The 22288-nt window shown below is 45.7% G+C and carries 25 protein-coding genes; 15 read left to right on the forward strand and 10 right to left on the reverse strand.

What is annotated here, in order from left to right; genetic code table 11:
- The first annotated feature begins 155 nt into the window (after window positions 1-155).
- On the forward strand, window positions 156-701 hold the full coding sequence (locus AB6D80_RS04610; RefSeq protein ID WP_017099694.1) for a gamma carbonic anhydrase family protein: 546 nt from the start codon (window positions 156-158) through the stop codon (window positions 699-701).
- On the opposite strand, the gene AB6D80_RS04615 is transcribed toward AB6D80_RS04610, so the two are convergent.
- From AB6D80_RS04615 to AB6D80_RS04630, 4 genes are all read right to left on the reverse strand, one after another.
- A complete protein-coding gene (locus AB6D80_RS04615; RefSeq protein ID WP_017099693.1) occupies window positions 698-967 on the reverse strand; it encodes a DUF1488 domain-containing protein in 270 nt (89 codons plus the stop codon). The genes AB6D80_RS04610 and AB6D80_RS04615 overlap by 4 nt on opposite strands.
- Before the next feature lie 17 nt (window positions 968-984).
- Window positions 985-1815 carry a shikimate dehydrogenase gene (aroE, locus tag AB6D80_RS04620; RefSeq protein WP_371702041.1) on the reverse strand — a complete coding sequence of 277 codons (831 nt, stop codon included), beginning with the start codon at window positions 1813-1815 and terminating at the stop codon, window positions 985-987.
- A 77-nt stretch (window positions 1816-1892) separates the two neighbouring features.
- Window positions 1893-2810, reverse strand: a complete 918-nt coding sequence (hemF, locus tag AB6D80_RS04625; RefSeq protein ID WP_372187882.1) for an oxygen-dependent coproporphyrinogen oxidase — start codon at window positions 2808-2810, stop codon at window positions 1893-1895.
- 19 nt (window positions 2811-2829) lie between these two features.
- Window positions 2830-3387 (reverse strand): L-threonylcarbamoyladenylate synthase, encoded by a 558-nt coding sequence (locus tag AB6D80_RS04630; protein ID WP_029222950.1) that lies wholly within the window; start codon window positions 3385-3387, stop codon window positions 2830-2832.
- 195 nt (window positions 3388-3582) lie between these two features.
- Between AB6D80_RS04630 and purE the strand changes: the two genes are divergently transcribed.
- Both purE and AB6D80_RS04640 read left to right on the forward strand, forming a co-directional pair.
- Window positions 3583-4068, forward strand: coding sequence for a 5-(carboxyamino)imidazole ribonucleotide mutase (gene purE / locus AB6D80_RS04635; protein ID WP_004735777.1), 486 nt, complete (start codon window positions 3583-3585; stop codon window positions 4066-4068).
- 5 nt (window positions 4069-4073) lie between these two features.
- Entirely contained in the window at window positions 4074-5204 is a 1131-nt protein-coding gene (locus AB6D80_RS04640; RefSeq protein WP_017098118.1) for a 5-(carboxyamino)imidazole ribonucleotide synthase, read from the forward strand.
- An 86-nt stretch (window positions 5205-5290) separates the two neighbouring features.
- Here AB6D80_RS04640 and AB6D80_RS04645 read toward each other — a convergent pair whose 3' ends face one another.
- Genes AB6D80_RS04645 through AB6D80_RS04660 form a run of 4 tightly spaced genes read right to left on the reverse strand, consistent with a single transcriptional unit; the run spans window position 5291 to window position 8553 of the window.
- Window positions 5291-5860, reverse strand: coding sequence for a type I DNA topoisomerase (locus AB6D80_RS04645; protein WP_081230711.1), 570 nt, complete (start codon window positions 5858-5860; stop codon window positions 5291-5293).
- 12 nt (window positions 5861-5872) lie between these two features.
- A complete protein-coding gene (locus tag AB6D80_RS04650) occupies window positions 5873-6349 on the reverse strand; it encodes a DUF494 family protein (protein WP_009848094.1) in 477 nt (158 codons plus the stop codon).
- A 3-nt stretch (window positions 6350-6352) separates the two neighbouring features.
- Window positions 6353-7465: a DNA-processing protein DprA gene (gene dprA, locus AB6D80_RS04655; RefSeq protein WP_372187884.1), complete on the reverse strand. Its 1113-nt coding sequence runs from the start codon at window positions 7463-7465 to the stop codon at window positions 6353-6355.
- A complete protein-coding gene (locus AB6D80_RS04660; protein ID WP_372187886.1) occupies window positions 7462-8553 on the reverse strand; it encodes a LysM peptidoglycan-binding domain-containing protein in 1092 nt (363 codons plus the stop codon). The genes dprA and AB6D80_RS04660 overlap by 4 nt, the downstream gene beginning before the upstream one ends.
- Window positions 8554-8693: 140 nt before the next feature.
- On the opposite strand from AB6D80_RS04660, the gene def reads away from it, so the two are divergent.
- From def to AB6D80_RS04690, 6 genes are all read left to right on the forward strand, one after another.
- Window positions 8694-9206 carry a peptide deformylase gene (gene def / locus AB6D80_RS04665; RefSeq protein ID WP_004735769.1) on the forward strand — a complete coding sequence of 171 codons (513 nt, stop codon included), beginning with the start codon at window positions 8694-8696 and terminating at the stop codon, window positions 9204-9206.
- A 38-nt stretch (window positions 9207-9244) separates the two neighbouring features.
- Complete coding sequence (gene fmt / locus AB6D80_RS04670) at window positions 9245-10192, forward strand: methionyl-tRNA formyltransferase (RefSeq protein ID WP_372187887.1); 948 nt, start codon at window positions 9245-9247, stop codon at window positions 10190-10192.
- Window positions 10193-10311: 119 nt separating this feature from the next.
- Window positions 10312-11592, forward strand: coding sequence for a 16S rRNA (cytosine(967)-C(5))-methyltransferase RsmB (gene rsmB, locus AB6D80_RS04675; RefSeq protein ID WP_372187889.1), 1281 nt, complete (start codon window positions 10312-10314; stop codon window positions 11590-11592).
- A 110-nt stretch (window positions 11593-11702) separates the two neighbouring features.
- Entirely contained in the window at window positions 11703-13079 is a 1377-nt protein-coding gene (trkA, locus tag AB6D80_RS04680) for a Trk system potassium transporter TrkA (RefSeq protein ID WP_004735766.1), read from the forward strand.
- A gap of 96 nt (window positions 13080-13175) precedes the next feature.
- Window positions 13176-14621: a TrkH family potassium uptake protein gene (locus AB6D80_RS04685; protein WP_017077319.1), complete on the forward strand. Its 1446-nt coding sequence runs from the start codon at window positions 13176-13178 to the stop codon at window positions 14619-14621.
- Between the two features lie 26 nt (window positions 14622-14647).
- Window positions 14648-15202 (forward strand): DUF3157 family protein, encoded by a 555-nt coding sequence (locus tag AB6D80_RS04690; RefSeq protein WP_371702039.1) that lies wholly within the window; start codon window positions 14648-14650, stop codon window positions 15200-15202.
- Window positions 15203-15224: 22 nt separating this feature from the next.
- On the opposite strand, the gene AB6D80_RS04695 is transcribed toward AB6D80_RS04690, so the two are convergent.
- Both AB6D80_RS04695 and AB6D80_RS04700 read right to left on the reverse strand, forming a co-directional pair.
- Window positions 15225-15878 carry a hemolysin III family protein gene (locus AB6D80_RS04695; RefSeq protein ID WP_009848101.1) on the reverse strand — a complete coding sequence of 218 codons (654 nt, stop codon included), beginning with the start codon at window positions 15876-15878 and terminating at the stop codon, window positions 15225-15227.
- A 173-nt stretch (window positions 15879-16051) separates the two neighbouring features.
- Window positions 16052-16843: a sporulation protein gene (locus tag AB6D80_RS04700; RefSeq protein WP_371702037.1), complete on the reverse strand. Its 792-nt coding sequence runs from the start codon at window positions 16841-16843 to the stop codon at window positions 16052-16054.
- Window positions 16844-17126: 283 nt separating this feature from the next.
- Here AB6D80_RS04700 and AB6D80_RS04705 point away from each other — a divergent pair, with 283 nt between their 5' ends.
- From AB6D80_RS04705 to AB6D80_RS04730, 6 genes are all read left to right on the forward strand, one after another.
- Window positions 17127-17294, forward strand: coding sequence for a hypothetical protein (locus AB6D80_RS04705; RefSeq protein WP_009848103.1), 168 nt, complete (start codon window positions 17127-17129; stop codon window positions 17292-17294).
- Window positions 17295-17425: 131 nt separating this feature from the next.
- Entirely contained in the window at window positions 17426-17689 is a 264-nt protein-coding gene (locus AB6D80_RS04710) for a YihD family protein (RefSeq protein WP_009848104.1), read from the forward strand.
- A 326-nt stretch (window positions 17690-18015) separates the two neighbouring features.
- Complete coding sequence (gene ccoG / locus AB6D80_RS04715; protein WP_017098109.1) at window positions 18016-19434, forward strand: cytochrome c oxidase accessory protein CcoG; 1419 nt, start codon at window positions 18016-18018, stop codon at window positions 19432-19434.
- A 74-nt stretch (window positions 19435-19508) separates the two neighbouring features.
- A complete protein-coding gene (locus AB6D80_RS04720) occupies window positions 19509-20495 on the forward strand; it encodes a serine/threonine protein kinase (RefSeq protein WP_009848107.1) in 987 nt (328 codons plus the stop codon).
- A 53-nt stretch (window positions 20496-20548) separates the two neighbouring features.
- Window positions 20549-21148 carry a thiol:disulfide interchange protein DsbA/DsbL gene (locus AB6D80_RS04725; protein WP_371702035.1) on the forward strand — a complete coding sequence of 200 codons (600 nt, stop codon included), beginning with the start codon at window positions 20549-20551 and terminating at the stop codon, window positions 21146-21148.
- A gap of 139 nt (window positions 21149-21287) precedes the next feature.
- Window positions 21288-22241, forward strand: coding sequence for a DUF2860 domain-containing protein (locus AB6D80_RS04730; protein ID WP_371702033.1), 954 nt, complete (start codon window positions 21288-21290; stop codon window positions 22239-22241).
- Window positions 22242-22288 lie beyond the last annotated feature (47 nt).

Below are 22288 nucleotides of genomic sequence, written 5' to 3' on the forward strand. Positions count from 1 at the left end.
AGGTGGCATTATAGAGATTTCGATCACACTGGCAAGCCCTTTTTGAAGTTTTTCTTACCTTTTTGATTGTTCGAGCGTTTTTTGTTCAAAACACCCCATTTTCACTAGTATTCCCCTTAATTAAGGGCTTAAGGTACCTATATAAAGGAGGATTTATGAGTTCAATACGCAGTTATAAAGGAGTATCCCCTCAGATTGGACAAGGTGTCTATATAGATACAAGCTCTGTACTGGTTGGTGATATAAAAATCGGTGACGACTCTAGTGTGTGGCCTTTGGTTGCAGCTCGAGGGGATGTAAACCACATTCATATTGGAGATAGAACGAATATCCAAGACGGTAGCGTTTTGCACGTCACCCATAAGAATGCAGAAAACCCAGAGGGTTATCCTCTACTAATAGGTAATGATGTCACTGTCGGGCATAAAGTAATGCTGCATGGCTGCACCATTGAAGATCGTGTACTTGTTGGTATGGGAGCTATCGTGCTCGATGGCGTGGTTATTAAAGAAGATGTGATGATTGGTGCTGGTAGCTTGGTTCCGCCTAATAAGGTACTTGAAAGCGGTTATCTATATGTCGGAAGTCCAGTAAAACAAGCACGCCCATTAAATGATAAAGAGCGTGCCTTTTTACAGAAGTCAGCTGACAACTATGTTCAGAATAAAAACGACTATCTAGACTCTGTGTTACCAGTCTAAAACGCTTTGATCTGAATCCGATGAGAGGAGTCATACTCCTCTTCTTCTATTAACTCTTCCGCTAGCTCTTCAATATCGAAACGTAACTCTGAAAAGATAACTAAAGCTTGATCGCCTTCTTCTATATCTTTACCTGCCAATCGAGACAGCTCTTCAATAGACATAACACACTCAATCAGTGCGCCAGACTGCTGTGCTGGAAAGATGATTGATTGATTTTCTTCATCCCAATCTTGGATATCAGGAAATAGAATTGATTGATTCATTTTTTATAAATACCTCATTACATCTCTAGGTTTTTACGTAGTTCTCTTAAAATCTGTTTTGTTCCCGGACGAAGGCCACGCCAAAGCATAAAGCTCTCTGCTGCCTGCCCCACTAACATACCCAAGCCATCATAAGCAGCATGAACACCATTATCTAATGCCCACTGATTGAATACCGTGGTGCCCGATCCGTAAACCATGTCATAAACGGCGCTATTCGAATTGAAGATAATCTCAGAAACTTCAGGAAGTTGGCCACTTAGACCAGACGAGGTCGAGTTAATGATGACATCAAACCCTTCATTAACATCGCTTAACCCCATTCCTTTGATGTTTCCATGTGAAGAAAACATCTCGGCCAGAAGTTCAGCCTTTGAACTGGTTCGATTAGCGACTACCAACTGTTGTGGCTTTTGGTCGAGAAGAGGTTGAATCACTCCTCGAGCAGCACCACCAGCGCCAAGCAGAAGAACGCGAGCCCCTTCGAGCATAACTTGATGTTGAAGAAGGTCTTGAACTAAACCCTCACCATCGGTGTTATCACCAATGATCTCTCCATCATCGAGCTTCTTAAGTGTGTTTACAGCACCTGCTAGTTCAGCTCTTTCAGTCAGGCGATTAGCGAACTGATAAGCATCTTCTTTAAATGGCGCTGTGACATTACACCCTCTACCACCGTCACTAAAAAAAGCTTGAGCAGCAGTGATGAATTCACCTTGTTCTGGCTGGAGTGCTGTATAGGTAAGTTGTTGGCTGGTTTGGCGAGCAAATAGTGTATGAATGAATGGCGATTTGCTTTGCCCAATAGGATTACCGAAAACGGCATAACGATCTACTTGCTGTGTCATATCCTTACCTAACAGAAATAATAAAAAGGGTCATCTATATAGATGACCCTATCACTATCCCTATAAGGAAGGAAGAACTACCAAACTCGAGGTTTTAGGTAGTCACTATAAAGCAGAGCTTCTGGTGAGCCTGCTTGTGGTTCATAGCGATATTCCCAACGAGCCAACGGCGGCATAGACATCAATATAGACTCTGTGCGACCACCGCTTTGCAGACCAAATAAGGTGCCACGGTCGTAAACTAGGTTAAATTCAACATAGCGACCACGACGATAAAGTTGGAAGTCACGCTCGCGCTCACCGTAAGACGTCTCCTTTCGTCGTTCTACAATTGGTAGATAGGCGACTGCAAAGCCTTCACCGACAGCCTGCATATAAGCAAAGCTCTTATCGAAACCCCACTCATTCAGATCATCAAAGAACAGACCACCAACACCGCGTGTTTCGTCTCGGTGAGGCAGATAGAAGTATTTATCACACCACTCTTTATGTTCTTGATAGGCATCATCACCAAACGGCGCACAAAGATCTTTAGCGGTTTGATGCCAAGACTGGCAATCTTCATCAAAAGGATAGAATGGTGTTAAATCAAAACCACCACCGAACCACCAGATAGGGTCTTCCCCTTCCTTTTCGGCAATAAAGAATCGTACGTTGGCGTGTGAGGTTGGGATGTATGGGTTTTTAGGATGGATAACTAACGACACCCCCATAGCTTCAAACTTACGTCCGGCTAATTCAGGGCGGTGAGCGGTTGCTGAAGCTGGCATTGCCTTACCTGCAACGTGAGAAAAGTTAACACCACCTTGCTCAAAGACCGCACCGTTGGTCATCACGCGAGTTCGACCACCGCCACCAAGGCGTTCGCCAGGTTCACGCTCCCATGCATCTTCTTCAAACAGTGCTGTGCCATCAGCTTGCTCAAGCTGTTGGCAAATCGAATCTTGTAGGCTCAGTAAAAACTGTTTTACTGCTTCTTTATCAATTGCTGACATCTTTCTTCCTTTGCAGGGTTTAACCCTGTCTTAATATTTTCGAGGTTTTTGCATCTCTAATTTCGCTTGGCTTCTCACGACCACCCGTTTGACCTTCGAGAATAGCCACCAAATGTTGACCCAGTTGCTGTTGAACTTCTTCAGTCGTCATACAAGGTGGTTCACCTGTCAGGTTAGCACTGGTCGAGGTTAACGGCTTACCGAATTCATTACACATTCTTTGAACCAAAGGGTGATCAGTCACTCGTACCGCGATCGAATCAAATTGACCGCTTACCCAGTCAGTAACTTTACTGCTGGTTGGCATAATCCAAGTGACCGGACCTGGCCATGTCGCTTTAACCGTCGCTAATTGGTCATCGGTTAGTTGGCTTTCGTCAATATAAGGCAACAACTGCTCGTAACTTGCAGCAATTAGGATCAACCCTTTTTCCATCGGTCGTTGTTTTAAGTCGAGCAGTTTCTTAATGGCTTGTGGATTATCGGGATCACAACCGACCCCAAAAACGCCTTCTGTCGGGTAAGCAATGACTTCACCTTGTTGTAATGCCTGCAAAGTATGTTGAAAGTTATCCAAGGGTTGCCTCATTAATTCTGTTATCGAACTCGCTAAGTGTACAAATTATCATTCACTGTGACTAAAGCTATTTGTTTATAAAATGTATCAATTAACAACTTAGACTGACGCAAACGTTTTCCTTGAGCAATTTTACCCGTATAATGCGCGCAAAATATCTAATCACTAATTAAATCGTACCTGAAGGAGTTTGAGATGACTGTCGGTATTATCATGGGTTCTAAATCTGATTGGCCAACAATGAAGCTAGCTGCAGAAATGTTGGATCAGTTTGGCGTGGCGTACGAAACAAAAGTGGTTTCTGCTCACCGCACACCTCAGTTGCTTGCTGACTACGCAACCAGTGCGAAAGAGCGCGGTATTAAAGTGATTATTGCTGGTGCTGGCGGTGCTGCGCATCTTCCGGGCATGGCTGCAGCTTTCACAAGCGTACCTGTTTTAGGTGTTCCTGTTCAGTCTAAAGCACTGAAAGGCATGGACTCACTGCTTTCTATCGTACAAATGCCAAAAGGTATCGCGGTAGGTACTCTGGCTATCGGTGAAGCTGGCGCAGCCAATGCAGGCATCCTAGCCGCTCAAATCATTGGTACACACAATGAAGAAGTGATGGCGAAAGTAGAAGCGTTCCGCTCTGAGCAAACAGAAACGGTTCTTGCTAATCCAAACCCTGCAGAGGACTAATTCCCATGCATGTTCTTGTGTTAGGCGCGGGCCAACTTGCTCGCATGATGTCCCTAGCTGGGGCACCGCTGAATATTGAAATTTCTGCTTTTGATGTTGGCAGCAAAAATATTGTTCATCCATTAACGCAAGCGATTCTAGGCAACGGCTTAGACAATGCGATTGAGCGTGCGGACGTCATTACTGCTGAATTCGAACATATCCCTCACGATGTTCTTGAGGTATGTGAGCGCAGCGGTAAGTTCTTACCGACAACAGAAGCAATCAAAGCTGGCGGTGACCGTCGCCTTGAAAAAATCCTGTTAGACGAAGCAAGCGTGAAAAATGCTAAGTACTACGTGATTAACTCTCGCGAAGACTTTGACGCTGCGATCGCTCACGTTGGCTTACCAATGGTATTGAAGAGCACACTTGGCGGCTACGATGGCAAAGGTCAATGGCGCTTAAAGACATTAGATAACGTTGACGCGACTTGGACAGAAATGGCTGAGTGCATCGCAGCAACAGACAACCAAGCCATTGTTGCTGAAGAGTTTGTCCCGTTTGACCGCGAAGTATCACTGGTGGGTGCTCGTGGCGCCAATGGTGAGATTCAAGTGTACCCACTGGCTGAAAATGTTCACACCGATGGCGTGTTGAGCTTATCGACAGCGATTGATGACATTGAACTGCAAGAGCAAGCGAAAACCATGTTCACTGCCATTGCTGAACGCTTAGATTACGTTGGTGTGCTCGCGCTAGAGTTCTTTGATGTTCAAGGTTCACTGCTGGTTAACGAGATTGCACCACGTGTTCATAACTCTGGCCACTGGACGCAGCAAGGCGCTGAAACTTGTCAGTTTGAGAACCACCTACGTGCCGTATGTGGGATGCCACTAGGCAGCACCAAACTGATTCGCCCAACCGCAATGATCAACATCCTTGGCGAAGATACCCTACCTGAAGCAATTCTTGCTCAAGGTGGCTGTCATGTTCATTGGTATGGTAAAGAGAAGCGTGCAGGTCGTAAGATGGGCCACATTAACGTGAGCGCTGACTACAACGCAGAGCTGCAAAGAGCGTTATGCTCACTGGCAGACATTCTCGATAAGCAAGCCTACCCTGCTGTGCATGAATTTGCTGAGCAGATGAAGTAAGTCTACATTGCTTGATGAATATAGAACGTTTATTGGATATAGAAACGGCGCTCAGTGAGCGCCGTTTTTTTGTCTATAACATCAGGTTATTGAGATTGAATGTGGTGACACTTGCGATCAGCGCATTGCTTCTTGGTACCACTGGCTGTTTTCTTCTCAAGTAACAACGGGAACTGGCACTCTTCACAACGACCGATAACCGGCGGTTGGTTAACTGCGAACTTACACTTTGGGTAGTTATCACAAGCATAGAAGGTTTTGCCATAGCGAGATTTACGCTCAACCAAATGGCCTCTGCCACACTCAGGGCAAGCAACAAGTGGCTGCTCTTCAAGTTGTTCTTTTGGTTGGTCCAAAGATTCGATGTGATTACACGTTGGGTAACTGCTACAGCCAATGAACATCCCAAAGCGGCCTTGCCTTAATACCAATTCGTTTTGGCATTTAGGGCACGGTACACCCAACTCTTTCACCACGTGGCCATCATTTTGATGCAACGGCTTGATGTAATCACAGCTCGGATACTGCTTACAGCCTAAAAATGGGCCGTGCTTACCATGGCGAAGCTGAAGCTCTCCACCGCACTGTGGACATGGTTCATGCTCTAATGCATGTTCATGTGCTGAAAAAAGCTGATTATCAATCTTACTACTCATGACAAGCCTGTATTAATGCAAGATACCTTGCTCTTTGGTGTACAACAGCTCTTCCATTTGCGTGTAAGCACTTTCATTACCCGGTACATTAAATAGCACCATTAAGATAATCCATTTCAGATCATCCAATTCAAATTCGTTTGTCTCAAGCCCCATCACACGATCAATCACCATTTCACGAATCTCTGTCGTAAGCACGTTGATCTGCTCAAGGAACAATAAGAAGCCTCGACACTCCATATTAATACGTGAAATCTCTCGACTGGTATAAATACGCATCGAGGTATTGGAACACACACTAATCGCCGCTTGGTTCTCGGTATCTTGCAATGCAGCAAGATCTTCTAACCAATGGAGGGCCTTATAAATATCATCTTGGTGAAACCCTGCTCGAAGAAGTTCATCTTCCAGCTCATCTTGATCCACCTGCAATTCAGAATCGCTATGGATGTAGGTTTCAAACAAGTACATCAGTATGTCCATCATCATAGCTTAGCCTCTCCCCTTTCGAATATAGCCACCGGAAACTGCAACAACATGCCCTGAGAGCTCAAGCTCTAAAAGCTGCATCATGACCTCATGCACAGGTATATGGGTTCTCTGTGCCAAAATATCAACGGGTGTCGCCTCTAATCCTACGTTAGCTAACAGCTGTGGAAATGGCAATTGTTCATTTTCACCCTCATTCGACGTAGGCTCGAACAAACTGGGCTGCTGATCTATAGACCAGTCTAACAGACTCTTTATTTCGATCAGAACATCTTGAGCATTTTGCACCAAACATGCACCAGCTTTAATTAAGCTATTGCCGCCACGGCTGGTTGGACTATGAATAGAGCCTGGCAGCGCAAACACCTCTCGACCTTGCTCCATGGCATAGCGAGCTGTAATCAAAGAGCCACTCTTTTCAGCTGCCTCAACCACCAAAGTTCCGAGCGACAACCCACTTATAATACGGTTACGGCGAGGGAAATGTTCAGGTCGTGGCTTTGCGCTTGGGCGAAACTCTGAAATCAGCGCACCATTTTCACAAATCCTATCAGCCAGGTTTCTGTGCCGCGCAGGGTAAATGGAATCCAAACCAGAACCCAATACAGCAAAAGTTTCCCCTCCTTTATCTAGAGCACCATCATGAGCATAGCCGTCAATACCCAACGCTAAGCCACTAGTGACAATCAAACCGTTTTGTACAAACTCTTTGGCGAAGGACTTCGCTGTCTGTAGTCCTTCGAGACTGGCATTACGACTGCCAACCATTGCGATTTGAGGCTCAATCAATTTTTCAACGTGACCTTTAACGAATAGAACGCTTGGCGCAGAGTCTGTCTCGTTCAGCAGTTTAGGGTAGTGTGGGCAGCTAGGGGTAATGATGTGATGGTTGGGCTGCCTTGTTTGCCACGCTAAGCAAGCCTCCACTTCTCTCGGGGCTTGCTCTCTTAGATAGGAAATTTGCTTGGCAGACAAACCAAGTGCTTGCAGTTGCTGGCTTGAGTAGCCAACAATATTAAAAGGAGAATCAATGCTCAGCAGTCGAGAAAGTCGCTTGCCACCCAATTGCGGTACAAAACTTAAAGTTAGCCAAGCGCTCAGTTGTTGCTCATTCACTCGGTGCCCTTAAGCTCTTCCGTCAAAGCAAGATCCAAAGGCGATACCGCCAGAATGTCATTGCTAACAGGCTTAGAGCTCTGAGTGATCAAAGCCAAGCTAAAATACTCATAAGGACGAATGACCATCAAACTACCAAGTGAGGTACTTGGCAATTGCACCTTATCGCTCGCCGCCGACTCTTTATAGCTGTATTCGCCTTGCTTACCAAACACCACCGCACCGCTTTCGCTGAGCGTAAACATAGAGCCTTGGCGAAGATTGTCTTGCGAGCCTTTGTTAATAACCACGACCTGATTCTTTGCACTGTATTGGCTGCCATCTAACGAACCCAAGATATTAGCAAACTGACCCGCAGCACTAGGCGCAGGATAAAACGTGGTTGAGAGCTTCACCTGATCAACGCCAAGTTCTGGTAACACGAGGTCGTTGAGCAGTACCTCTTGCAGCTGAGTCTCTATTTGCAAACTACTGAACTCAGCATCCACCTCTTTCAGGCGCGCCGTGGCGACCAAACGCAAAGAAGTCATACTAGCTTGAGGTTGCTGTCGTTGGTAAGTTTCGACAGAACGGTAAATACCCCATTTTTGATGTTGCTGGTTACCCGAGATAAATAGTCGGTCTTCACCCGATAAGAAACGTTTGCCATCACTTGTCCCCAACACTCGTTGAGCAGATTGGATATCTTGTTGCTCAACCAAACGATCAGATTGTAGATACGGTAGAACAAGCGCCTCATTCACGGTAGGTACTGCTTTCTTCTCTGATACACGAATCTTAGGGCTTAGCTTGATGACGGGTTTGAGGCTCAATACAGGCTCACCATTAACCCAAACCAGAGACAATTTATCTCCGGGGTAAATAAGGTGAGGGTTTTCTATCTCAGGATTGACCTGCCACAACCTCGGCCACAGCCATGGACTATCAAGATACATCGCGGAGATATCCCACAAAGTATCGCCCTTCACCACCACATACGCCTCGGGTGCGCCTTGTTTAATGGTTAAAGGTTGCTCACTATTTTCAGCCATAACGGCGAACGAAAGCGAGGCACAAATAAGAGAAAAAGTGGGAGAAAAATGACGCATGACCTAGGTTCCTTGGTCTGAATATATGACATCTGATTAGAGAATTAACTTCAGGATGCTGTCATTTGACCTCTAAAATGTCTAGAATTGAGCCAACAAGGTTTAAGCTGTTTCGGCACAGTTCAATATTTCGAGTGTATATGTCTGTATTACAAGTATTAACATTACCAGATGATCGTCTACGTACCGTGGCGAAACCGGTAAAAGAAGTTACCCCAGAGATTCAAAAGTTCGTTGATGACATGATTGAAACCATGTACGACGAAGAAGGTATCGGCCTTGCTGCAACGCAAGTAGATTTCCACCAGCGCATCGTTGTTATCGATATTTCAGAAACACGTGACGAGCCTATGGTTCTGATCAACCCTGAAATTACCGACAAACGTGGCGAAGATGGTATCGAAGAAGGCTGTCTATCTGTACCAGGCGCTCGAGCTCTAGTCCCTCGCGCTGCAGAAGTAACGGTTAAAGCATTAGACCGTGAAGGCAACGAATTCACATTCGACGCTGACGACCTTCTGGCTATCTGTGTTCAGCACGAACTTGACCACCTAGAAGGCAAGTTGTTTGTTGATTACCTATCGCCACTAAAGCGCAAACGTATTCAAGATAAGCTAGCGAAGATTAAACGTTTCAACGAGAAACAAGGTTAATAACCGCTGCTATTACTAAATTAAGAAGGAAGTCTACCTTGAGTCAATCTTTAAGAATTGTCTTCGCAGGTACTCCGGATTTCGCCGCCCGTCATTTGGCGGCGTTGTTGTCTTCGGAGCATGAAGTTATTGCTGTTTACACACAGCCAGATCGTCCAGCAGGCCGCGGTAAAAAACTCACTGCGAGCCCAGTAAAAAACATCGCACTTGAAAACAATATTCCGGTTTACCAACCAGAAAACTTCAAGTCAGATGAGGCTAAGCAAGAGCTAGCTGAATTGAACGCTGACATCATGGTTGTTGTCGCTTACGGCTTATTGCTTCCGCAGGTTGTATTAGATACGCCTCGCTTAGGTTGTATCAACGTACATGGCTCTATCCTACCGCGCTGGCGTGGTGCAGCTCCGATTCAACGCTCTATTTGGGCGGGTGATAAAGAGACAGGCGTAACGATCATGCAAATGGATATCGGCCTAGATACTGGCGACATGCTAAGCATCGCAACGCTGCCTATCGAAGCGACAGATACTAGCGCATCAATGTACGAGAAGTTAGCGGGCCTTGGCCCTGATGCGCTTGTTGAATGTCTAGCGGACATAGCTTCTGGCAAAGCAGTTGCAGAAAAGCAAGACGATGAGCTTGCGAACTACGCGAAGAAGCTAAGCAAAGAAGAAGCGCGTATCAACTGGAGTGATGAAGCTGCGCATATTGAGCGCTGCGTTCGTGCCTTCAACCCATGGCCAATGAGCCACTTTGAAGCTGCTGAGAACAGCATTAAAGTATGGCAAAGCCGTGTGGCAGAGCAAACTTCTGATAAGCCTGCAGGTACCATTCTGCAAGCGGATAAAACTGGTATCTACGTAGCGACAGGACAAGGCGTACTTGTTCTTGAACAGCTGCAAGTTCCAGGTAAAAAAGCCATGTCAGTTCAAGACATCTTGAACTCACGTGCAAGCTGGTTTGAAGTTGGTACTCAACTCTCTTAACCGCTTTAAAGCTACTCAATAGGCACTTAAAAACGTGTAGCTTGTAAAAACACAGTTTAGAAAACCTTTACGAGGGCAGAGATGCCCTCATGTATTCAAATAAATATTCGGTACCCCTCATGAATGTTCGCGCTGCTGCTGCAAATGTCCTATTCCAAGTTGTCGATAAAGGCCACTCTCTTTCACACGCTCTCCCTGCGGCTCAAAAAACGATCCGTCCGCGAGACCATGCTCTACTGCAAGAGATTTGCTACGGCGCACTTCGTTACCTGCCTCGCTTGGAGTCAATCGCTAACGAACTGATGGAAAACTCGCTTAAAGGTAAAAAGCGCGTATTCCACCACCTGATCTTAGTAGGCATTTACCAGTTGAGCTTTATGCGCATTCCTTCGCATGCTGCCGTTGCTGAAACAGTTGAAGCAACCAAAACACTGCGCGGCCCAAGCCTGAGTGGTTTGATCAACGCAGTGCTTCGCAGCTACCTGCGCGATCAAGAAGAGCTAGATGAGAAAGCCGTTAGCCACAATGCGGGCAAATACAGCCATCCAAGCTGGATCCTAAAAATGCTTCAAGAAAGCTACCCAGATCAGTGGGAGCAACTAGTTGAAGCAAACAACAGCAAGGCACCAATGTGGCTACGCGTAAACCGCCAACACCACACTCGTGACGAGTATGTTGAACTGCTTAAAAACGAAAACCTTGAATACACACTGCACCCTGAAGCGGCTGATGCCATAAAATTAGCGTCACCTTGTGATGTTACTTTGCTTCCTGGTTTCGACCGAGGCTGGGTATCAGTACAAGACGCTGCAGCTCAGCTTTCCGTTGATTTCCTAACACCAAAAGATGGTGAGTTAATCCTAGACTGCTGCGCAGCACCTGGCGGTAAGACTGCACACATTCTTGAACATACTCAAGACACTGAAGTGGTTGCAATCGACAGTGATATTAAACGCCTAGACCGTGTTTACGATAACCTTGAACGCCTACAACTACGTGCCGACGTAATCTGTGGTGATGCTCGCTACCCTGAAGAATGGTGGACTGGCAGTCAGTTTGACCGCATCCTACTTGATGCTCCATGTTCAGCAACCGGTGTAATTCGCCGTCACCCTGACATTAAGTGGCTACGCCGTGCATCTGATATTGATGCACTAGCAGAGCTACAAAGTGAGATTTTGGATGCAATGTGGCGCCAGCTAAAAGAAGGCGGCACCATGGTTTATGCGACATGTTCTATCACGCCGCAAGAAAACGTGCTGCAAGTGAAAGCATTCTTAGAGCGCACCGAGAACGCAACGCTAGTTGGGTCTGATATCGAAAAACCGGGTCGTCAAATACTACCTGGTGAAGAAGATATGGATGGCTTCTACTACGCAGTTCTAGTAAAACAGGCATAACAACTAACAGCGGCTAAGAATTTATTTCTTAGCCGCTGTTTCTTTCTAGTGCATTATCAAAGCGAAAAGAGATCACTAGAATTACAACGGCAAAAAATAAGAGAAAGGCTATGAAGATCATTATTCTAGGTGCTGGACAAGTTGGCGGTACCCTTGCTGAAAACCTAGTGGGTGAAAACAATGACATCACGATTGTCGACCGTAATGCCGACCGACTTCGTGAACTTCAGGACAAATACGACCTTAGAGTTGTAAACGGTTATGCCAGCCACCCGAACACACTACGTGAAGCGGGCGCGCAAGATGCCGACATGTTGGTTGCCGTAACCAACATGGATGAAACCAACATGGCCGCATGTCAGGTTGCCTTTTCTCTGTTTAACACACCAAACCGTATTGCCCGTATCCGCTCTCCACAGTATTTAGAAGAGAAAGAAGCACTCTTCAAATCAGGGGCGATTCCGGTCGATCATTTGATTGCCCCAGAAGAACTCGTCACCAGCTACATCGAGCGCCTGATTCAATATCCAGGTGCATTGCAGGTTGTGAGCTTTGCTGAACAGAAAGTTAGCCTAGTCGCGGTAAAAGCCTACTACGGTGGGCCACTGGTCGGTAACGCACTGTCTGCTTTGCGTGAGCACATGCCGCACATTGATACTCGTGTTGCCGCTATCTTCCGTCAAGGTCGCCCTATTCGCCCACAAGGTACTACCATCATTGAAGCCGATGATGAGGTTTTCTTTGTGGCAGCAAGTAACCATATCCGCTCAGTAATGAGTGAGCTTCAGCGTCTAGAGAAACCGTATCGTCGCATCATGATTGTTGGCGGTGGTAACATTGGTGCAAGCTTGGCAAAACGCCTTGAACAGAGCTACAGCATCAAGCTTATCGAGCGCAGCTACACTCGCGCCGAGAAGCTATCTGAAGAGTTAGAAAACACCATCGTATTCTGTGGTGATGCAGCCGATCAAGAACTGCTAACCGAAGAGAACATCGATCAAGTGGATGTGTTCATTGCCCTAACCAATGAAGATGAAACCAACATCATGTCAGCGATGCTGGCGAAGCGAATGGGTGCCAAAAAAGTAATGGTGCTGATTCAGCGTGGCGCTTATGTCGACCTTGTTCAGGGTGGCGTGATTGATATTGCTATCTCTCCACAGCAAGCGACCATTTCTGCGCTGCTTACTCACGTTCGTCGTGCTGATATCGTAAACGTATCATCTCTACGTCGCGGCGCTGCAGAGGCGATCGAAGCGATTGCTCACGGTGACGAAACCACATCGAAAGTCGTTGGCCGAGCAATTGGCGACATAAAACTGCCACCGGGCACGACTATTGGTGCTATTGTTCGCGGAGAAGAGGTACTTATCGCGCACGATAGAACCGTAATCGAACAAGATGACCACGTAGTGATGTTCCTAGTGGACAAGAAATACGTACCTGATGTTGAGTCTCTATTCCAACCGAGCCCGTTCTTCTTATAGCCTTGTTCTCGTAAGCTTCTTCTCGCAGCTTTCTTCTTGTGAGAGCGACGCTCCGGCTCAAAGCTGTAATCTATTTAAGCTATGGTCTATTAAGCTATGGTCAACTTTCGTCCGATATTATTAGTGATAGGGTTAGTGTTATCAAAACTCGCCCTTTTCATGTACATCCCTACATTGGTTGCCTTTTTCACAGGCACCGGTGGCTTCCTCGAGTTTGGTCAATCGGTAGTAATCACGCACATAGTGGCGTTTATCTGCTTGAGTTTAGGCCGTTCAGCTAAGTTCCGACTTGGGGTGCGGGACATGTTCCTGATCACCTCTTTGGTTTGGACCATTGCCAGTGCCTTTGCTGCACTGCCGTTTGTCTTCATCAACCACATCAGCTTTACGGACGCCTACTTCGAAACCATGTCTGGCATCACCACGACGGGTTCAACCGTATTAAGCGGCTTAGACAGCATGGCACCAAGCATTCTGTTGTGGCGTTCAATACTGCAATGGTTAGGTGGCATCGGCTTCATCGTTATGGCCGTAGCGGTTCTACCAATGCTCAACGTCGGTGGTATGCGCCTGTTCCAAACCGAATCATCCGACTGGTCAGATAAAAGCAGCCCACGAGCAAAAACCGTCGCGAAGAACATCGTGGCGGTTTATCTGGTTCTGACTGGTTTATGCATCATTAGCTATTTGTTTGCAGGCATGGGCATCTTTGACGCGATCAATCACGCGTTCACAACACTGTCGACGGGGGGGTACTCAACCTCAGATGGATCGATGAACCACTTCTCCAACAGTGCTCACTGGGTGGGAACCCTGTTCATGTTCCTTGGCGGCCTGCCGTTCTTACTGTTTGTTAGCGCACTGCGAGGCCGAAAACTCTCAATCCTCTACAAAGACGCGCAAGTGAGAGGTTTCACGTACCTGTTCTTGGTCACCAGCGCCGTAATATCAACATGGTTGGTGGTTAGAGATGGCTACACTGTTATGGATGCGATGCGTGTTTCGATGTTCAACATCGTATCAGTCGTCACCACAACCGGTTTTGGCCTAGAAGACTTCACCGCCTGGGGTGCACTGCCAACCACCTTGTTTGCATTCCTAATGATGGCGGGAGCTTGCTCGGGTTCAACCTCTGGCGGTATTAAAATCTTCCGTTTCCAGATTGCGATGACCATGCTTCATAAGCAAATGATGAAACTGATCCACCCGTCGGGTGTGTTTGTTCAACGCTATAACCAAAGACCCGTAAATGACGACATTGTGCGTTCACTGGTCGCATTTGGTTTGATGTTCTTTATTACGATTATCTTAATTGCAGGTGGCTTGAGCGCAATGGGGCTTGATCCCGTGACCAGTATATCTGGCGCTATCACAGCCGTTGCCAACGTTGGTCCTGGTATGGGCAGCGTGATCGGTCCAACCGGGAATTTTGCTCCACTGCCAGACGCCGCTAAATGGTTGCTAAGTTTAGGCATGCTAATGGGACGACTCGAGATACTGACGCTCATTGTTCTATTTTTCCCAGCCTTTTGGCGACGCTAATTCCGCGAATATTTAAGGAAACACAGATGAAATCATACGTACTTCTCGCTAGCGCATTGCTCGCAAACTCAGTATTCGCAAGTTCTGCCTTTGCTGATCAAATGGTCACATTGTCTGATGGTAAGCAAGTGTTACTAAAAGACGATTTTACTTGGCAGTATGTGAGTAACGCATCATCGAATGCAGAGTCAGCATTGACGAGTATTCCTGTAGCCAAAAACACACGCGGTACCACAATCAAGATTGGAGACACCAAGCCAAGCTTGCAGCTTTCCAAATCAGGTGTGGACGTTTTGATTGGGGCAGGACTCTACGAGAATGAACAGCTAATCTTACCTATTTCAGTCACTAACCAAAGCACAGAAGCCGTTGTGCTAGTTACGCTAAATATCACAGTCTACTCACCAACGGGTGAACTGCTGCATCAAGGCAGTATCAACACTTGGCAATCCATTAAGCGCCTTGCTGATACCTACCTTCGACCACAAACTTCGGCAGAAGGTAAATACTTAGCGATCGATGTTGATAAGTATCCTGAATATAAAATAGACGTGGAGATCACTGACGTTTCTACCCGTTAGGGGCATACCGGTTCAATCAAAACTAAACTGGTGTCACAAACAGATAGATAGCGAAGAAATGGCAAGCGCAGCCCGCCAATACAAACAAGTGCCAGATGGCATGGTTATAAGGGATGCGTTTTGCCACATAGAAAATCACACCCAGCGAGTAAATCACTCCGCCAACTGCCAGTAACACCAAACCACCTATATCGATATTCATCGCTAATTGATAAACAACTATCAAAGATAGCCAACCCATCGCTAGGTAAATGAACAGCGATAAACGCTTGAATCGATAAACGAAGGCTATCTTCATGATGATGCCCACCAGCGCAATCCCCCAGATCACCGCCATCAAACCCATAGCCAATGGGGTTCTTAAGCCCACTAAGAGAAACGGCGTGTAACTGCCTGCAATCAACAAATAAATCGCACAGTGGTCAAGGGTTTTGAGTAAGCGCTTGGTTTTCTCAGTGGTGATCGAGTGGTATAACGTGGAGGCGATAAAGAGCAGAATAATACTGCTGCCATACACCGCCATACTAGCAACAGTTAGCATGTCGGCTTGGTAATCAAACGCACGAATAAGCAGCAAGATCAGACCAACCACGCCGAGCACAACGCCCAAGCCATGGGTTATTGCATTAGCGCGTTCTTCGATGTCACTGTATTCGCTGGCTGATGATGCAGACATGAATATCCTACTAGAGTAAATGTTCGATTGACCCAGTATTGCACATTAAGCTTACACGTGTAAGCTTAAATTTTTATGACACCTTTTATGACACTAATAACGCCTGAAATATGAAATGAGGCTAAAAGATCCAAAACTAAATAACCAAAGAGTTAAATAAAGGATTATAGGAACTAAGAGGCGTTATCTAGATATTCAAGTACCATCTTGCCAGCATCTTGTGGTGAGGTATCCAGTGGCACACTCAATTGACGCTGTAGCTTACCAACGCCTAGCAAGCTAGCTAACATGCCTTTTGCACCATCGCGATTTCTATCAATCTCGAACCACAACTTCAGCTCTGTTTCATCACGATGAGCCACCACTTCCAATTCACGCCAACGGCCATGATAAGGACCCGTCGTCGGCACAAACTCAAACTCTTGTACAAACGGCAGTTCAAAGCCTTTGACCGCTTCACATTCCACTTGACGAATACGCAGGCCTTGAGCTTCAAGCTCGTCAAAAATACCATCGAGCAGTGGGTCGGGACGAACCGTTAAGGTGTCTTTATCCGATGGGTCAATCGCCATCGCAATATCCAACCCGGTTTCCAGCCATACCTTTGAATCACCAATCGTAACCGGTGTGTTCAGTGGCACATCAAACTCACATTCAAAGTCACGGGTTTCACCCGGTTGAATCACAAAGGCATACGGCAAGCTCCATTTTGCCAGCGAGTATGTCTGGTGCATTCGGCGTTTATGACCGCCCTCTTGCCCTTGCGAGTTCGCGGTAACTTCTTTGACGTAGCGACAGCATAAGTTGAGATCAATGTTATCGATCTCCTGCGGCTGAGCGCCTCCGTAGACATGTACAATAATGCTCGCCTTCTTACCTGGATAAAGCACTTCCTGTTGCAATACAGAATCCACCTTGGCAGATCCAATTCCAAAACTTGCTAACGTTTTCTTTAAGAACGACATATGCACCTCCTTTAAAGCATCATCTTAAGCCTGAAAGAGGTTCAAACTCAAATATACTGCTCACACTATTTTAGCTCTAATATCGTTTAATTATCACTCAGGCGTCGATCGATAACTTAGATAGTGATAATCTAACCCTTGATATGCATGCATATCATTATCCTGATTTATTTTTCGGATTGGCGAAAGCCAGACGAGTGACTCTTCAAGCAATTGAGGCGGAGCTCATGATAAATCAGGCCATTAGATTGGCAATGGATATGCCTGACCGTTAGGTAAATTAATGCGCCCAACAGCTGTCAGGTTCTCGCACACCAACCGTAGTGCGATGCGTCGTCGTAGTGGCTTTGTTGCTGCTCCAACGGCTAAGAAATTGGCTCCTACAATGACTCTCGTTGAGAAGGCTGCTTTATTAGCACCGACTGCAACAAAAGTAATTAAAGCCGCTTAACAAAAAGCGCAGTTTTTACTGCGCTTTTTTCTTGCCCGCTCCCATCTTGAAATGTGTTTACACATTGGTATTCCCTACCCGATTTGATACCTTAGCCACAAATCATTATAAAATTTGTGGAGAAATAAAGTATGAAGTGCCACCGCATTGAAGAACTGCTTGAACTGATGGAGCCTGAGTGGCAGAAAGATCAAGAGCTTAACCTATTAGAGTTCATCATTAAGCTATCAAAAGAAGCGGGCTACCAAGGTAAGCTTGAAGAGCTAACTGACGATGTTCTTATCTACCATCTAAAAATGCGTAATAGCGAAAAAGATGAAATGATCCCAGGCCTTAAAAAAGACCAAGAAGATGATTTCAAAACCGCAATTCTAAAAGCGCGTGGCCTTCTTTAGTCGCCTATTTATTTAGGGCTCAATTGCCGTATAGATAAAACACTCAATGTTTAAAAGCGACCACTCGGTCGCTTTTTTGTTTCTGTTCGCTATTTTTTCGTCACAACTGTTATGACTTTTGTTGTTAAAGGTTGATAGCGTTAAAGAAATGAGAACAAGATTGTCGCTATAATCGCCATCCATAAGAATCTTCTAAAATAATAAGAGTGAGTGCGATACCAACAAATGCACCAAGCTCAATTTCTACAGGTTCTCTAAACCATACTTTCAAGTAATGTCGTCATGCTCGAGTTAACCGGGCAAACAAGCCACAAAAAGGATAGTCCATGAGTCAGGATAAAATCGATATCAAAGATGTGACTCCTAAAACCTTTAACCCAAAAACACATAAAGGTAATGGAGATCGATTTAACCCAAGTAACCGAATCTATGTTCGAGAAAGCAAAGGTAAATTCCAACAACTTCGTCGTTACGGAGGTTGGTTCTTACTTTTACTTTTTGCGCTTATCCCATGGATCCCATTTGGTGAACGACAAGCGATCTTGCTCGATATAGGTAGCCAGCAGTTCAACTTCTTTGGCACCACGCTATACCCACAAGATCTAACGCTACTCGCTATCCTCTTCATGATTGCGGCGTTTGGCTTGTTCTTCATAACCACCTTCTTAGGGCGAGTCTGGTGTGGTTATTTATGCCCGCAAACCGTCTGGACCTTCATGTACATCTGGTTCGAAGAGAAACTGGAAGGTGCTGCCAATAAGCGAAGAAAACAAGACTCAGGCAAACTGACGAGCAATTTAATTCTCAGAAAAACTATCAAGCACATCGCGTGGTGGGCGATTGCGATTGCGACGGGCTTAACCTTTGTCGGTTATTTCATCCCAATCAAAGAGCTGGTGGTTGGCTTCTTTACCTTTAACTCGACTTTCTGGCCAGTGTTTTGGGTATTGTTCTTTGCTGGGTGTACTTATGCGAATGCCGGATGGATGCGTTCTATTGTTTGTCTGCACATGTGTCCTTACGCGCGTTTCCAATCGGCAATGTTCGATAAAGATACCTTCATCGTGGGTTACGACACTGAACGAGGTGAAAGCCGCGGCCCTCGCTCTCGTAAAGCCGATCCAAAAGAACTTGGTCTAGGCGACTGTATTGACTGTAATTTATGCGTTCAAGTGTGCCCAACGGGTATCGATATTCGTGACGGTCTGCAATACGAGTGTATTAACTGTGGCGCGTGTATTGATGCTTGTGACAACACCATGGAACGTATGGGTTATGAGAAAGGTCTGATCAACTACACCACCGAACATAGGCTTGAGGGGCACTCAACCAAGGTGATGCGTCCTAAGCTCTTGGGCTATGGCGTAATACTGATCGTTATGTTGGGGCTGTTTTTCGCACAAATCGCGAGTGTTGATCCTGCAGGCTTAAGCGTTCTGCGCGATAGAAACCAACTATTTAGAATCAATAGCCAAGGGCTTGTCGAAAATACTTACAACTTAAAAGTCATCAACAAGACTCAGCAAGAGCAAGAGTACAAACTTGATGTCAGCGGGCTGCCGGATTCTATCTGGTACGGTAAACAAACGATTACCGTAGACCCAGGTGAGGTTTTAAACCTTCCTATCAGTTTGGGCGTCGATCCAGAAAAACTGAGCTCACCAGTTTCGACAATTCAGTTTATACTCTCGGATAATGAAGAGTTTACGATGAAAGTCGAAAGCCGCTTTATCAAAAAGCTCTGATACCAGTCACCTTAGTGCTAGGTATAACAACCCAATAAATGGAAAAAGGCTCAGTAATGAGCCTTTTTTATTCTATGACGATGCAAGCCTTTAACTTTGATAACCTGACTCCTGACTTCATGTGGTACGCACTGGAGAGTATTGGAGTCCGTGCTGAATCCGGGCTTCTCGCTCTCAACAGTTACGAAAATCGAGTGTATCAATTCACCGATGAAGACCGTAAACGCTACGTCGTTAAGTTTTATCGTCCGCAGCGCTGGAACAAAGCACAGATCCAAGAAGAGCATGACTTCGCACTCGAGCTTATCGAACAAGAGATGCCAGTTGCACCTCCAATGCGAATCAATGGCGCAACCTTACATGAATATCAAGGCTACCTATTTGCCTTATTTGAAAGTGTTGGTGGCAGACAGTACGAAGTCGACAATCTAGACCAATTGGAAGGCGTTGGACGTTTTCTTGGGCGTATTCATAAAGCCAGCGCAGGAAGAACATTCCAGCATCGCCCGACCATCAGCTTAGACGAATACCTTTATCAACCACGTAAAATTCTAGAGAACTCTCAGTTTATCCCGACACACCTAGAGAACGCGTTCTTCAATGATGTCGACCTTCTGATCAAAGAGCTAGAGAGCCAGTGGCCAAGCAATATTGAAAATATCCGCCTGCATGGTGACTGCCACCCTGGCAATATCTTATGGCGTGACGGGCCAATGTTCGTCGATCTTGATGACGCACGTAACGGCCCTGCGATACAAGATTTGTGGATGCTGCTTAACGGCGAGCGTCAAGATAAGCTAATGCAACTGGATATTCTGCTAGAGAGCTATCAAGAATTTTGCGATTTTAATACCGCGCAACTGAAACTAATCGAACCACTACGCGGTCTACGTATGGTGCATTACATGGCATGGTTGGCGAAACGATGGAACGATCCTGCATTTCCTCTAGCCTTCCCATGGTTTAATGATCCAAAATATTGGGAGCAACAAGTACTTGCTTGTAAAGAGCAAATTGCTACCCTGCAAGAGCCACCACTTTCGTTAATGCCTCAGTGGTAACAGCAATCGCAACACAACTAGATAAAAATTCAAACATAATGGAGATTGGATAAATGAAAAAGCTATTCGCATTTTTCTCATTGATCATGTTGAGCCTTTCAGCTCACGCTGCGAAATTTAACGAAGGTGAACACTACAAAGTTCTCGATCTAGAAGCATCAAAAAAACCAATGGTGACAGAGTTCTTCTCTTTCTACTGCCCACACTGTAATAGCTTTGAACCAATCATCCAGCAGCTAAAACAACAGCTACCAAAAAACGCTAAGCTACAGAAGAACCATGTTTCATTCATGGGTGGCAACATGGGTCTGCCAATGAGCAAAGCTTACGCAACCATGATTGCCCTGAAAGTTGAAGATAAAATGGTGCCAGTGATGTTTAACCGCATCCACACCATGAACAAGCCACCACGCGATGAAGAAGAATTGCGTCAAATCTTCCTAGACGAAGGCGTTGATGCTAAGAAATTCGATGCGGCATACAACGGCTTTGCAGTCGACTCTATGGTTCGCCGCTTCGACAAAGCATTCAAAGACAGCGGTCTTTCTGGTGTTCCTGCGGTCGTCGTTAACAACCGCTACCTAGTCGACGCTCAAGGTATCAGCTCTCTCGATGAATACTTCGAGCTCGTTAACTTCCTACTTAAGAAGTAACGTATTGATTAAAGGAAGCTTCGGCTTCCTTTTTTGCACTAGTTCAAAAATATTCATAGATAAACAATCATCCTGAAAACGTTGTGCTTTACTGATATTAATATCCAGTCCTAAGAACTGGTAGGCAAGGAGCCTTTGAATGAAAATAAAAATAACGCTTTTGGCACTGAGCATTGCAGCCTCTCCTGCTTTTGCCAAGCTTGCAGACGAACAAGGTTTCAGTGGTGAAATATCGATTAATACAGGGGTTACCTCTTCCACCTCAAACTTTAATACCGATGCAGATAGCACCATTTCGTCCATTAACCAGAAAGCCTCATCTGAGAGCTCATTTCTTATCGCTCCTTTGGGTAGTATTGCTTACACCTTTGGCGAAAAATTAAATCACCAGGTATACACAGGTACAACTCGTGATGACGTAGCAACAGGTACTGTGGTGCTTGAATTGGGTTATAAATACCAACTAGAGTCAGGCATGACCATCGACGCTTCACTTCTGCCGACTGTCATGTCTGGTGAGACTTGGGCCGATCCGTACAACACCACTTCAGGTCGCACCAAAACGGATGAAACAGGCAATGCCTTTCGTGTGAAACTAAGTAGCATTGCGGGGTCTGCTTTCTCGTTAGACATGGCCTACGCCACCAAAGATGTGGAAGATGATCGGGTTAGAGAAGAATTACAGCGTGATGCCAATACTTTCTACCTGAAAGGTCAGTACCGTCAACCAATCAATCGCACCATGATGTTAGTACCATCATTGATTTACCAATCAAGGGATGCCGACGGTAACGCTGAGTCTTACGAACAGTTTGGTGGTGAAGTGAGTCTATTTGGTGGCATAGGCCGCCACCAGTACGCTCTGACAGCGGGTTATAATCAACGTTCTTACGACGCAAGTAACCCAATCTATAATAAAAAACGCAGCGACGATAATATCAACCTTTTTGCCGCCTATGAGTATGAGCAATTCATGGATTGGGAAAACTGGTCGTTTATTTCTCTAGCCGGTTATGGTGTCAGCGATTCGAACATTACTTTCTACGATGAGTCGCAATACATCGTCTCAGTCGGCCTGAACTACAAGTTCTAGTTAGGCATCACTGATCGCTAATAACCATTAGTTCATAACAACTGGTT

The organism is Vibrio sp. 10N.247.310.17 (genome assembly GCF_041466605.1).
GTDB classification, from domain to species: domain Bacteria; phylum Pseudomonadota; class Gammaproteobacteria; order Enterobacterales; family Vibrionaceae; genus Vibrio; species Vibrio tasmaniensis_A.